At 41.8% G+C, this 12,610-nt stretch carries 15 protein-coding genes; 8 read left to right on the forward strand and 7 right to left on the reverse strand.

What is annotated here, in order from left to right; translation table 11 throughout:
* Window positions 1-469 precede the first annotated feature (469 nt).
* On the forward strand, window positions 470-1,210 hold the full coding sequence (lsa26, locus tag EHR06_RS17760) for a surface adhesion protein Lsa26 (protein ID WP_135758243.1): 741 nt from the start codon (window positions 470-472) through the stop codon (window positions 1,208-1,210).
* A 247-nt stretch (window positions 1,211-1,457) separates the two neighbouring features.
* Here lsa26 and EHR06_RS17765 read toward each other — a convergent pair whose 3' ends face one another.
* Both EHR06_RS17765 and EHR06_RS17770 read right to left on the reverse strand, forming a co-directional pair.
* Complete coding sequence (locus EHR06_RS17765) at window positions 1,458-2,501, reverse strand: CapA family protein (protein ID WP_135758244.1); 1,044 nt, start codon at window positions 2,499-2,501, stop codon at window positions 1,458-1,460.
* Window positions 2,502-2,553: 52 nt separating this feature from the next.
* Window positions 2,554-3,075: a hypothetical protein gene (locus EHR06_RS17770; protein WP_135758245.1), complete on the reverse strand. Its 522-nt coding sequence runs from the start codon at window positions 3,073-3,075 to the stop codon at window positions 2,554-2,556.
* Window positions 3,076-3,233: 158 nt separating this feature from the next.
* On the opposite strand from EHR06_RS17770, the gene EHR06_RS17775 reads away from it, so the two are divergent.
* On the forward strand, window positions 3,234-4,103 hold the full coding sequence (locus EHR06_RS17775; protein WP_135758246.1) for a class I SAM-dependent methyltransferase: 870 nt from the start codon (window positions 3,234-3,236) through the stop codon (window positions 4,101-4,103).
* A 38-nt stretch (window positions 4,104-4,141) separates the two neighbouring features.
* Here the strand turns inward: EHR06_RS17775 and EHR06_RS17780 are convergent, their stop codons facing one another.
* The 3 genes from EHR06_RS17780 to EHR06_RS17790 all read right to left on the reverse strand — a co-directional run bounded on the left by EHR06_RS17780 (window position 4,142) and on the right by EHR06_RS17790 (window position 6,083).
* Window positions 4,142-4,684 (reverse strand): hypothetical protein, encoded by a 543-nt coding sequence (locus tag EHR06_RS17780; protein ID WP_135758247.1) that lies wholly within the window; start codon window positions 4,682-4,684, stop codon window positions 4,142-4,144.
* 130 nt (window positions 4,685-4,814) lie between these two features.
* The gene (locus EHR06_RS17785) at window positions 4,815-5,546 is read right to left on the reverse strand and encodes an LIC_13076 family protein (RefSeq protein ID WP_135758248.1); all 732 of its coding nucleotides are present in this window, start codon (window positions 5,544-5,546) and stop codon (window positions 4,815-4,817) included.
* 42 nt (window positions 5,547-5,588) lie between these two features.
* Window positions 5,589-6,083, reverse strand: coding sequence for a hypothetical protein (locus EHR06_RS17790; RefSeq protein ID WP_135758249.1), 495 nt, complete (start codon window positions 6,081-6,083; stop codon window positions 5,589-5,591).
* Window positions 6,084-6,187: 104 nt separating this feature from the next.
* Between EHR06_RS17790 and EHR06_RS17795 the strand changes: the two genes are divergently transcribed.
* Both EHR06_RS17795 and EHR06_RS17800 read left to right on the forward strand, forming a co-directional pair.
* Window positions 6,188-6,874: a hypothetical protein gene (locus EHR06_RS17795; protein WP_135758250.1), complete on the forward strand. Its 687-nt coding sequence runs from the start codon at window positions 6,188-6,190 to the stop codon at window positions 6,872-6,874.
* 67 nt (window positions 6,875-6,941) lie between these two features.
* Window positions 6,942-7,886, forward strand: a complete 945-nt coding sequence (locus EHR06_RS17800) for a DMT family transporter (RefSeq protein WP_135758251.1) — start codon at window positions 6,942-6,944, stop codon at window positions 7,884-7,886.
* Here EHR06_RS17800 and EHR06_RS17805 read toward each other — a convergent pair whose 3' ends face one another.
* Entirely contained in the window at window positions 7,887-9,617 is a 1,731-nt protein-coding gene (locus tag EHR06_RS17805) for a GAF domain-containing SpoIIE family protein phosphatase (protein WP_135758252.1), read from the reverse strand.
* Window positions 9,618-9,754: 137 nt separating this feature from the next.
* Here EHR06_RS17805 and EHR06_RS19195 point away from each other — a divergent pair, with 137 nt between their 5' ends.
* The 4 genes from EHR06_RS19195 to EHR06_RS17820 all read left to right on the forward strand — a co-directional run bounded on the left by EHR06_RS19195 (window position 9,755) and on the right by EHR06_RS17820 (window position 12,046).
* Window positions 9,755-9,892 carry a hypothetical protein gene (locus EHR06_RS19195; RefSeq protein ID WP_165780177.1) on the forward strand — a complete coding sequence of 46 codons (138 nt, stop codon included), beginning with the start codon at window positions 9,755-9,757 and terminating at the stop codon, window positions 9,890-9,892.
* A gap of 74 nt (window positions 9,893-9,966) precedes the next feature.
* Complete coding sequence (locus EHR06_RS17810) at window positions 9,967-10,578, forward strand: LemA family protein (protein ID WP_135758253.1); 612 nt, start codon at window positions 9,967-9,969, stop codon at window positions 10,576-10,578.
* Between the two features lie 14 nt (window positions 10,579-10,592).
* Window positions 10,593-11,486 (forward strand): TPM domain-containing protein, encoded by an 894-nt coding sequence (locus EHR06_RS17815; protein ID WP_135758254.1) that lies wholly within the window; start codon window positions 10,593-10,595, stop codon window positions 11,484-11,486.
* 5 nt (window positions 11,487-11,491) lie between these two features.
* On the forward strand, window positions 11,492-12,046 hold the full coding sequence (locus EHR06_RS17820) for a TPM domain-containing protein (protein ID WP_135758255.1): 555 nt from the start codon (window positions 11,492-11,494) through the stop codon (window positions 12,044-12,046).
* A gap of 6 nt (window positions 12,047-12,052) precedes the next feature.
* On the opposite strand, the gene EHR06_RS17825 is transcribed toward EHR06_RS17820, so the two are convergent.
* Window positions 12,053-12,451: a SufE family protein gene (locus tag EHR06_RS17825; RefSeq protein WP_100723019.1), complete on the reverse strand. Its 399-nt coding sequence runs from the start codon at window positions 12,449-12,451 to the stop codon at window positions 12,053-12,055.
* Window positions 12,452-12,610: the final 159 nt, after the last annotated feature.

Raw genomic sequence — 12,610 nt, forward strand, 5'->3', positions numbered from 1 at the left:
TTTTTGGTTCGCGCAGAGAGCGCTGAGCTCACGAAGAGCACAGAGAGAATCGCACGCAGAGGCGCGAAGGCGGAGAGGATTTTTCAGGGTAGGTAGACCTAGGAAATTGCGGAATTGTTTGTAGGAACTCCTTCCTCCGGTTTTTTTCTCTCCGCGTCACAGCGGCTCTGCGTGGGAAAAGAACTTAGCGGCTCTGTTGTCCTCCGTGCCTCGACCCGCCAGGGATGCGAAGGGCTTTAGTCCGGGCAAAGCCCGGATGAGCGTGAGCGAACCCGAAGCAGCCCGATCTTCGCGCAGCGAAGAGGCGGCCAAAAATTCCCTTAGAACCGCGTGTTGGAGTTCCTACATTTTCGAATTTTCAAAGAAATATTTTCTTGATGTAAGATAAAAATCGGAAAGGATTCACGAATTCGCGACCCCAAGGAAACTCCTTCGGGTCTACCTACATAACAGGGAGCACCGAACTCGAATGAAACGAATTCCATCCTTAAGATTTCTTTTATTAGGGATCTTTCTTTTAACTACCTCATCCTTATCCGCAGCGGGAACTTATTCCGAAGGTTGGACGGTCGCAAAATTGATCCAATTCGAAAGCAGAGGGATCGTTTTCGAATCTTACGAAGGTCTTTTAGAAGTTTATACCATAAACGATTCAGAAGCTTGCGACGAAATGAAAGACGAATGTTTTGTTCCGGCAAAACAAAAAATCGAATTCAGCGTACGTCCTGAAAATGCAGATGTGGTAAACTTCTTAAGCAAAAGTCTAAACCAAGAAATTTTAGTCCAATACAGGGTCCACAGAATAGAAGCTCTTGCATTGTCTTCCGATTTCGAAGTGGTAGGAGCTCAACTCCAAGAAAGATCCCTTCCTAAAGGTCTGCCTGATAAGATCGTAAGCAAAACTAAAACAGGCGGGAAAAGGAATTTTTCAGTCACAGGCCGCATTCTAAGTTTAGAATATAAGGGAACTATGATCGGAACTTGGGAAGGTCTATATCTGGACGAGACCAGAAATAAAGTTCACCCATTCTCTATCACCGACGAAGAGATCGCAACCTTCGCCACAAACACTCTTAAATTCGGTCTTAGATATTTCTTAGGAGTTTCCGTGGCTTATGTAACCGGTTGGAGAGATTCTCATTATGATATTTATGAGATCAACTTCAAAGCTCCTGCGGGTGCATTAGAGCCTGCCGGCAAAACCCAATAATCTACATTAAGATTTTGTTAAATAAAAAGACCGATGTGGGATTCCTGCATCGGTCTTTTTATTTTAGAGCGCCGAGATCTGGCCGATGTTGGAACTCCAACGTGGTTTGGAAGGCGGCCCCACCCAGCTTAGGGTGGAGGAGGCGGGTTAGTGGGAGAAGCCTTGCACTCTATATCATAAAATCGTAAAATTTACAACTAAAAATAGGAGCCTCTTTTGTAGGAGCTCCTACATCAAAAATCTTCAATTAAGGATGGAAGCTTCCGTCAGATTGAAATTTCGGTCCTTTTCCCGGGAAATCGGATTTAGTCAAAGATTGGATCAGTTCCGTAGTTTTGGCGTCCGGATCCGGAGCAGGAATTCCATTTTGGCTCAACTGCAATGGATGTATCTTACCTTTGATAAAATTCCCTTGTTTATCCAAGTCCGCTTCTAATACCAAAGAATAACCGCCGTATCCTTTTGTAGAAAATACTCTATATCCTAAAAAGTTTCCTAAAGAGTAAGCTATCAGTTTTCCTTTATACAATTCGAATGCTCTAGGTAAATGAGGACCATGTCCTATGAATAAGTCCGCACCTGCATCGATCAATGCATGAGAAAGTGCGACCAAATTCCCTCTATATTCTCCGTAAAATCTTTCTTGTTCATTTTTTACGTGTAAAGCAGGTCCACCTTCCGCTCCACCATGGACTGATATAAAGACCAATTGTGCTTTTTTCTTAGCTTCTTTTACAAGAGCCACACCTTCTTCTATATGGTTCACATGGTTATGAGCGCTTTCCATATGACTGAATCCGATCCAAGCCACAGAAATTCCTTTTGCGTTCATATAAGTGATCGCACCTTTTTTTCCGGTGAATCTTACTCCGGCTTCCGAAAGATTTTTACCCGTATCTTCGAAACCTTGTTGGTGAAAATCCAAACTATGGTTATTCGCGATGGAAACTATATCGAATCCGACATCCTTTAGAATTTTTGCATATGATGGAGGAGTTCTGAAAGCGAATATAAGAGGACGATTTATATTTTTAGCACAATGAGGATAGTCGGTAAGAGTACTTTCAAAATTCGCAAATAGAATATCTGCCCCTCTCAAACTAGGTTCCACCTGAGAGAACAAAGTGTTTCTAGGATCGGAAGGAAGTTTATTCTCCGGATAATTGGTTCCCATGACCAAATCCCCTACCGCCTTGATCTTCAAAGTTTCAGGTTCTACTGATTCAATCGGCTGGCATTGGGAAAATAAAAGAGAGAGTCCCAGAGAGGACAATACAAGGATTCTATACATAGGGGAAGGATTTTAGAAACCCTGTCCCCGGCAAAGCGGTTTTTACCTTAGATTAATCCGGAAAGGAGGCGGTGATCACTGCATTAGGATTTACGATCACCGGAAGAATTCCTATAGTTTCGCCTTCGGCAAAGTCCATATCCGAACTATAGCTGGCGGCAAAAAATTCAATCACGCAACTACCAGGCTCTAAAAATCTGGCAAAACTTTGCTGAGCAGAATAATTTGATGAACCGGAAAATACGACCGAAGAAGGATTATCATCGCTCTGAGGAGGACAATTTATATAGTTCAATCCGGCTTGTAGAACGGATTCCCCATTTCCACTCCATTCAGAAGGGATGGGAGCTTTGATGGAAACAGTATAAGAACCGGATATACCTTCCGTTAAGGCCAAGACAGGAGGATTAAACTGCAAAAGATAAGGACTCGAAATTACTCCGAGCACTGATAATATAGCCGCGGCTTGTTTGTCGGGTTCTTTTTTATCCGGTTCAGAAAGGCCTAAGAACTCTTTGCCCACATCTGTTCCCGTAAGTACAAGTCCACAACTTACGTTATGGGCAATAAGCATTAGGAAGATAAAACTTGTTATAAATTTATTTCTAAGACAAAGAGAAGATCGCATCATCTACGTTTAACAATAAATTTACCCAAAAAGCAAGCCTTAAAAATCGGGATCAGGTTCCCATTTTATGTCGGAAAACCCCGCAAACCACCGATCCTTATAGTATGCAATCCATCCCTTGCAATACTTGTTCTAATTCCGAATTCACCCCGCTCTTCACCAAGGCCAGTCCCAAAGGAGAGATCTTCCAAATAGTAGAATGCAAAAAATGTAAATTAGTTCAGGTCAATCCCCAGCCAAGCTTGGAAGAAGTTTCCAAGTATTATGAGGATTCTTACTTCACCCAAAGGACCGACAGAGGTTACGATAATTATTATTCTGAAGATACCAAAAAAGAGATCGCAAGAGTATTCAATCTGAATCTGAAAGATCTAGGTTTTTTTGACTGGGAAAGAATGTTGGGCCCAGAAAGATCCGCTTTAGATGTGGGTTGTGCTGCAGGTTATTTTTTGGATTATCTCAAAAGCAGAAATTGGAAAACCAAAGGATTGGATATCGCAAGCGGCCCTGTTCGTTTTGCAAAAGAGACCCTAGGATTAGATGTAGAACAAAAAGATTTTCTGACCTGGGATTTGGACGGAAAAGAAAAATTCGATCTGATCACTCTTTGGGCGAGTATAGAACATCTTCATCATCCGAAAGAAACACTTCAGAAAATTCTAAAACACTTAAAACCGGGCGGAAGAATGATCCTCTCCACTTGTAGATACGGAGTTCTTGCAAAATATCTAGGACCTAAATGGAGATATTTAAATGTTCCGGAACATCTTTATTATTATAGTCTGCCAGGAATTATTTCTTTAGGAAATGAGTTGGGCTATATTCCGCTAGGTCATATTTCTTATGGAAGCGGTCTGACTGCTAAAAAAGGATCCGGGATCTTATACAAAACTTCTAAGAAGGTGGCAGACTGGGCAGTCAAAAAATTCGACCAAGGTGATATGATGGCCGTTTGTTTCGGAGTGGCTAGGTAATTTGTCTGATAGAACTTTCTAAAGTTCGAATCACCGATTTACTCTATAGTCACATTTATATTGCCGATCGAAGTTCCTATCAAAGAAGAAGCAGAACTCGGAGCGGAAGTTACAGTATGCAAAATAGTTCCACTTCCCTGTTTACCACAGGAAAAAGTGATGGTAGTGGAAGTTGTAGGGTAACCCTGGTCTTGTGCAAAACCAAAAGTATTCGGACTAGGATTGGAACAAAACACATTCCCGCTATTCCAAGTAATACTTAAATCGATTTGGCCCGTATCGGAAGTAGGCCATTTAGGAACAGTTATCTGGTAAGAAACGCTTCCGGAAGTAGTAATCGTCTGACTGCCACTTACTGAAAAAGAAAGAAGACCGGAAGCGCCGCCTCCAGTAGCTCCGCCACCCTCGCTCAAACCCAATGCGGCCAAAATAGGATCGTTATTATTATTCTCCTGGGATACCTTAGCCTGCTCTTCGGATTGGTATCCTAATGCAAGTCCACAATCCAGCATCAGTGCGGCAAATAGGAATATTATAAATTTATAAAGTATAGAATCGGATAAAAAACGGTAAGATAACATAGGAGAATTTCCCTGACAAGTATGATAAGCCAATATCAGGCCTTTGCACAAGTAGGATTTTCGTGATAAGTAAATTTATTGACTGAAAGTTAGGAGCCGCATCCCCCAAAGGAGGGATGCGATCATTAGATCAGTGTTTTTCTTTTCCAGGTTCTTTAGGAGCAGGAGTATCTTTTACTTTGATGATCTTGGTAGCGAAGATCACTTTATATACTTCCTTTTTCAAAAGAGTAAACTCATGCTTTTGACCGTTGGAATCTTCCGTTTCCAGTTTGAGGGAATCCACGTCTTGGCCCACTACCCTGGCTTCGGTTGTTTTACCGGTTCTCAGAATGATCATGCTGTAATTTTTACCTGCATTCTCCGCCGGGCTTGTTTTATCCAAATACTTACGTAGAGCATCTTCCAATTCTTTTTCGGTTTTAGAAAAGAACTCTGCATGAGCCCTAGTCTTTTCTTCTTCGAAGAATTTTTCGTATTGGTCTTTATGAACGAATCTGGTACCTATATCGCATTCATTAATCGTTACTTTATAGAATGTTATGGTGCTGAAAAAACCGGTAAGCACATTCAGAGTTGCCTGCCATCCATTCACGGAATGTTCTGCGAAGTAAATCTTACCTTCTTTCTTGTCGATCTCTATATCCCTCGAACCAGGGATACGCCATAGACCATAAAATGCGAACCAACGATTATAATGCGTCAGCTCCTCGCAGGGTTTACTGCCTGCTTCCAGGCCTAGTTTATCCTCTTCTGCGAATTCTATCCTTTTATCTAAAGTACAGTTTTGGAGATATAATGAGGTTATACCGATTAGGGTAATAATTTTACAAAAATTCGAATATCGTCTACTTGGAAGCATACGACATGTTCAATACGCTATAATAACGTAATCAAATCTATTTTAATTCTGTCCGATTTTTTTTGGGGGAAGTGTAGAAGTTTTTCTGCCCCTAGGATCCGAAGTTGCCGCCACCGGCCAGAGTATCTTCTTCTTTGGTTTGTCCTTAAACAATCTTACAAAAAAGTAAAATGGTACTGCGATCGCCAAAAACAGAAAAAGATATCTAGGAAGAGTGGATTCTAGAATGGATTCGCGTATTAAACCAAGGGCACGTCCCTCGTTCTCCGGGATCTTATTTCGATAATCAGAGCCGTATTCGTAGGCATAAACTTTCAATTTCAGGCCTCTCCAAGCCTTTTCGATCGGATTCAATCTATTCTCAAATGCGGATTCCGAACTTACCCGATCTAATTTTAATACGCTGCCTAACATTGCGCTTATCAGAAAAAAGCAGAATGGAATTCCTACCAAGAGCAGGAATAAAGGAGAAGAAGATCCGTTACTAGATGGGACCTTCTTTATTTGCTTCTTATTCTTTGGTTTTGCAGAATTCATCGCTTAAAAATTTGACTGCCCGAGTACAAACTTCCTCTATTAGTATCGAACGAAAGTCCTTGCTTTTCCAAGGAGTTTTTCTAAGGTTCTAAAGAATTGCAAACATGCGACATATTCGCTTCCTTCTTCTTATCCTATTAACCTCCTGCACAACGGTTGGATTTCATAGATCTTCCGTGAGAGATACATACGAATACGGAAAAATGAAATTTATCCGAGTATGCGTATGGAAGGACGAAAACGTATCCAAGGAAAGAATGGACTATCTATTCGATTCTTGGAATGAAGAATTGGTCCTATATAATCTGCAGGCAAAGGTAGCTCAGGTAAAAGATTGGCAAAGACCCGGATGGACCGGTAAAGCAATCATGGAAGAATTATATAAGGCGGAACTTCCGGACGGATGCGATCGGATCTTGGCATTGGCAGGAGTTAGATTCTCCGACATTGCATACGAATTTGCTTCTTATATTCTAGCATTATTTTTCATCCCTACATTCGAAGTTTTAGGAGCAGTGGATAGTCCCACCGGAACCAGAGGATTTGTTTTAGCTCATACCGCATCTCTTGGACATTTGCTCGTAGGCGGAGCCGCAAATACGATAGTCCACGAAGGGTATCATCTATTAGGATGCGGACATGCATTTTATCTTTCGGAATGTTACGGACAGATCAAAGAATTAAAAACGACCTCAGAAATTGCAGGAGATTCTTTCTTCCCGGCTACTTATCCTGGAGGAGGATTTATCACTTCCCGAAAACAGTTAAATTATTTCTTTTTAGGACGTTAAACATACAATCCACTCCACTTATTAGATTCCTACTTTAATCAAATCAGGCTTATAGAAACTTGGAAGAATGAGCCAAACTCCCGAGAAGGCCAAAGAACATTTTTCATTAGGATTCAGCGAAGAAACCTTGGGTTATCTATACGCTTTGGGAGGCACAGTTTTATTCTCCTCCAAAGGAGTACTCGTAAAACTAGTTTATAAATTTGGAATAGACTCGGTCACGGTTTTGGCGCTCAGAATGATATTTGCAATCCCATTCTTCGCATTCGTTCTTTACCAAGAATCCGCTAAAACTTCCGACACACCGATCTCTCGGAAAGATTATGGGATCGTAGTTTTACTCGCATTCATCGGCTATTATATGGCCAGCTTTTTCGATTTCTGGGGATTGGAATACTTATCCGCTTCCATGGAAAGACTGGTCCTATTTACATACCCGGCACTTGTTTTACTTTTAGGTTTCGTTTTTTTAAAGAAGAAGGTTCACAAGATAGAGATCTACTCCGTGGCTCTCACATACTCAGGCATACTATTGGCATTTCTACCCGACGCGGAAGCACAAGGAAAATCGGCATGGATCGGTGCCACCCTAGTGTTCCTTTCCGCATTAGCTTACGCAGTCTATTTAATAGGAAGCGGACAGATGATCCCCAAACTGGGATCACGAAAATTCACCGCACTTTTGATGATCTGGTCGGGAGTTTTTGTGCTGATCCATTTCCTTTTCAGAAAGGATTATAAAATCTTAATAAATCAACCGCTGCCAGTCTACGCCTACGGATTTGCATTAGGATTTTTAACCACGGTATTACCTGCATTCTTAACAACCGCAGGGATACAAAGAATAGGTTCCAATAAGGCTTCCATTGCAGGAAGTGTAGGCCCGGTATTTACCTTATTTCTGGCGGCCATCCTTTTAGGAGAGATCATCACCTGGGAAAATATGGTCGGAACGATCATAGTTCTTTCAGGAGTTTTTCTATTAGGAAGAAAGAAGAAGGTTCTGGATTAACTAACCCTTAATATCGATCACAAGCATTGCCATATCGTCTCCGAAAACTCCTTCCGAAAATTGGAATACATCGGAGACAACCTGATCCAAATACTCGTCTAAATTTCCAAGGTCTCTATGTTGGAGAAGAATGTCCTGAAATCCGGGAAGATCCAATATCCTGCCTTCCGCATTAAACACTTCGTACATTCCGTCGGAGTAGAATACGATCCTATCATCTTTTTGTAATTTAATAGATTCATTAAAGTATTCTATAGAATCAAAGATGAGAAGAGGAAGGTTCATACCTTTCAGCTCCATCTTCTCTTCTCCCCTAAACACCACAATAGGAGGATGACCCGCATAAGAGTAGACCAGCTTCTTTTCCAAAGGAAAAAATCTAGCCCAGACCGCTGCAATATGGTGTTCCACCACCATAGGTTTTAGATCTTTTACAAACTGTTGGATACCTTCCGCAGGAGAAAGGCCTGCCTTTGCATGATGTCTAAAAGAAAGTACCGCCATCCCGGAAACCATTGCGGAAGAGATCCCATGACCGGAAACATCTCCGAACAGAATATCCAGAACTCCGGTTTCATGTTGTATATACGTTATGATATCTCCTCCAACTTTTTCGAAAGGACGGAAATAACTATCCATTTTATAAAAAGGTGAACTAGGAAATTCCCTGGAAACCAAGGATCTTTGAGTGAGGCGCGCTAATTCAAGATCATGGTTCATTCTTTCATAAAAATCATTCAGATCCGATTCTCTTTTTTGCCTATCGAATGCAAGAACGATCAAGTCGCCCACTAGTCTCAGAACATAAATATCCTCTTCTGTCCAAAGTTTTTGACCTTTTACTGAATCGAATCCTATAAAACCGAGTTCTTCGTCCCTAGAAGAAAGACCTACCACAACCAAGGAACGAGTTCCCCTTCTTTCCAAAAGATTTCTTAAGGAAACATGAGTAGAAGGAACATTATCCAAAGAATCATAAACGATATGACCCTTATTGCTGATCGTATCGTAATCCGATTTAGGAAATGTTTCTATAGGAAGATTTTGTAATAGATGGATCCTATGTTCTATTCCGTCCGCACACCATTCATTCGTGTTGGAAATGGTAAGACCCGCATGAGTGTATAAAAATAAAAACGCTCTGTCTGCTCCGCAGAATTTCCCAAGCTCACCTAAAGCATGGTTCACTGCGTCCGTGGTGTTTCCGGGTTCCACGCTTAAAAAATATCTGGAGAGTTGTGTGAGTAAACTTTCTAATGCAATTGTTCTCTTAAGCCTGGATTCTGCGGCACGAATGGAAGTTACGTCCTTCTGTACTCCCCAAGCTCTAAGCAAAAACCCGTTCTCCACCACGCCCAAAGCAGTGCTTAGAAAATATTTACGTTTTCCTCTTAGATCTATCTCTTCTAATTCGCTGTCGTGGATCTTATAACCGGAACGAATGAATTCATTAATGCCGAATATATTCAACTTGTCAGTCGGCCCGACAAGATCTTTTAAAAGAACACCTTTGATCTCTTCCGCGTTATGATATCCATAGATCCTTGCCATGGTATCGTTGCAATGAGTGAGTCTTGCATTCTCATAGATCAACCTGCACTGTTCCTCAATCGGAAGAGTGGTGTCTAAAGGGGAATCCAACTCGTAGGACCAGATCCCTTCCGGGGACCTACGAAAATAACCGTCTACCTTCTCGATTTCCTCGAGTCGGGTTTTATAATCCAATTCCATTCGTACCAGGCGGCCCTTGCCATTTTTCTATTTATCGGTTGAGGCAGTCGGGGAATTTTCCCGGTTTTGGACTTTTCTGCCACCCAATTTGTCCGGGGCCCGCTGTATTTTTATATACGGACCACAAGGAGGCGCCAATGAAAACCGAATATAGAAACTCGATCAACCAAGAAAAAATATCTGCTCTTGCCGAAATGCTCGCAGATAAACTTATAGAAGAAATCCGCAAAAGAGCCCTGGAAAAACACGAAAATTTCCCAAAAGAGGCGGCATAAAACGGAATGTTGTCAGAAAAAACCGATTGCCAAGGGACGTTTTACTTACAGAATTCCGCTGGTCGGAGGTGGGAATGTCCCAAGGCGATTTTTTTCGGATCCGTAAAAGTTTTCTGATCGGTTTTACCGGTCTGACTCTGTTTTTCACAAACTCGTGCGGTTATAACACGATCCAAGTCCAAGACGAACAGGTAAAAGCTGCCTGGTCGGAAGTAATCAATATGTACCAGAGAAGAGCGGATCTCATCCCCAATCTGGTCAATACAGTCAAAGGATACGCCGCTCAAGAAAAAGAAGTATTGATCGAAGTCACGAGAGCCAGAGCCAGCGTAGGTTCCGTCCAAGCCACACCCGAAGTATTAAATAATCCTGAACTGTTTGCAAAATTCAATCAGGCACAAGGGCAAATGACCTCCGCGCTATCCAGATTGATGGTAGTGGTAGAAAAATACCCGGACTTAAAATCGGACAAAAGTTTTATCGGGTTACAAGCGCAGTTAGAAGGTACTGAAAACAGGATCGCAGTCGCAAGAAACCGTTACATCACTTCGGTCCAAGAATATAATATCACAGTCAGAACATTTCCGAACGTGATCACCGCTAAAATTTTCGGTTACGATATAAAACCGAATTTCAGCGTAGAAAACGAAAAAGAAATCTCTAAACCTCCTCAAGTCCAATTCTAAAAATCGGATTTCAGATGAGAAGGCTGCTTATTCTTCCATTTTTACTCTTCTGTTCCGGGATTTTCGCGGACCAGATCCCTATTCCCAAATTGGCGCATAGGGTCACAGACCTGACTTCCACATTAAACGCGGACGAAGTTTCCGGTTTAGAAGATAAACTAAAAACATTCGAAAAACGTAAAGGAAGCCAGGTTGTCTTGGTTATCATCCCGACAACCGGAGATGAGACCATAGAACAGTATTCCATTCGCCTCGCAGAGGATTGGAAAATAGGAAGAAAGGGAACGGCAGACGGGGTCATCTTTTTAGTCGCAAAAGAAGATCGCAAAATGCGTTTCGAAATAGGAAGAGGGTTAGAAGGAGCCATACCAGACGTAGTCAGCAAAAGAATACAGTTAGAATACGTTAGACCCTTATTCAAAGAAGGTAAATATTTCGAAGGAATCGACCAAGGTATCGATAAGATACTCGGACTTATAGACGGAGAACAATTACCTGAACCAAGCTCTACCAGCTATGAATCATCAAGCAGCGAAGCGGAAGACGATAATTTCGGACTATATATAGGTGCATTGGTCGTAATAGGGATCCTAGTAGGATTCATATTCAAAAGGCTGTTCAGCCTACTCCAGGCAGGAGTTGCTACATACGCAGGATATTGGGTGGGAGGACTATTAGGATTTTCTTTAGAAGTAATGCTTCCACTTTTAGTGATCTTCTTTATACTACTATGTATCATCTACATAGCAGCCAAAAATCCAGGTTCCGGCGGAGGTTGGTCTTCCGGAAGTTCTTGGACTTCCTTTGGTTCCGGCGACTCCGGTTGGAGTTCTTCTTCATCCTCGGATGATTCTTTCAGCGGTGGTGGTGGAGATTTCAGCGGAGGGGGATCCTCTTCGGATTGGTGATTTTTATGAGCAAAAATACTTCCATAATAGAAAGACTGATCCAAAATATTTTTGCAGGAGCCTTGGACCTATTCAGGTTAGGGAACGGACCTCTATCAGGGTTTACTTTATTACGAAAATATTTCAGTCGTAAAGATCTGCGAGAGATCACATCCGCAGTCGCAGATTCCGAAAAAACTCACAGAGGAGAATTAAAAGTAGCGGTCGAAACAAAGATCCCGATTTTTCAAATATTCTCGGGAAAAACCGCAAGCGCTCGAGCCTTAGATATGTTCTCCTTCTTAAAAGTTTGGGACACCGAAGAAAATACCGGAATACTGATCTATATTCTTCTTTCCGAAAAGAAAATAGTGACCTTAGCGGATCGTGGGATCTACAAAAAGATAGGACAAGAAAAATTAAATCTGATCTCTTCTAAAATAGGAGAAGGTTTCAAATCCGGAGCATCTAAGGACGCAATATTGGCCGGAATTAAGGATCTCACGGAAGAATTGAGTAAACATTTCCCTGCCGGCAAAAAAAATCCTAACGAGATCTCGAACGAACCTTATATAGGTTGATAGATATTAGAAACTTCTAATCTTATTTACCATGGAGTAGAGACCGTTCCTGCGGCTCATGGAAAGATGTTTATCCAAGCCGATCTCCTTTAAAAATTCCAAGGACGCGGATTTGATCTCTTCTTTTGTTCTTCCTGAAAAAACCCTAAGAAGTAATGCGATCATTCCTTTTGTGATCGCAGAATCACTGTCCGCTTGGATAAATAATTTGCCTTCTTTTTCTTCCGGGACAACCCAAACCCTGGACTGGCAGCCCGGGACCAATCTATCTTCCGTTTTTAGTTCTGGGGCCAAAACAGGAAGCTCGTCCCCTATCTCGATCAGCATCTGGTATCTTTCTTCCCAGTCTGCGGCTTCCGAGAACTCGGCGATAATTTCTTTTTGAGCTTCTTCCAGAGTCGGCATCTTTTTCCCCAGGCTAATTTCTTCTAGGCTAAAAACCGTGGTTTCCTCGGAAACAAAATAATTTGGAATACTTGTGCTTGGGCAAGTTTTGTATTTTCAGGATCGTTCTTTTTAGGGATTTCTTTGTATAAAACGAGACAATTTCCTAAGAAGTTCAGG

This window comes from Leptospira dzoumogneensis (genome assembly GCF_004770895.1).
In the GTDB taxonomy this organism is placed as follows: domain Bacteria; phylum Spirochaetota; class Leptospiria; order Leptospirales; family Leptospiraceae; genus Leptospira_B; species Leptospira_B dzoumogneensis.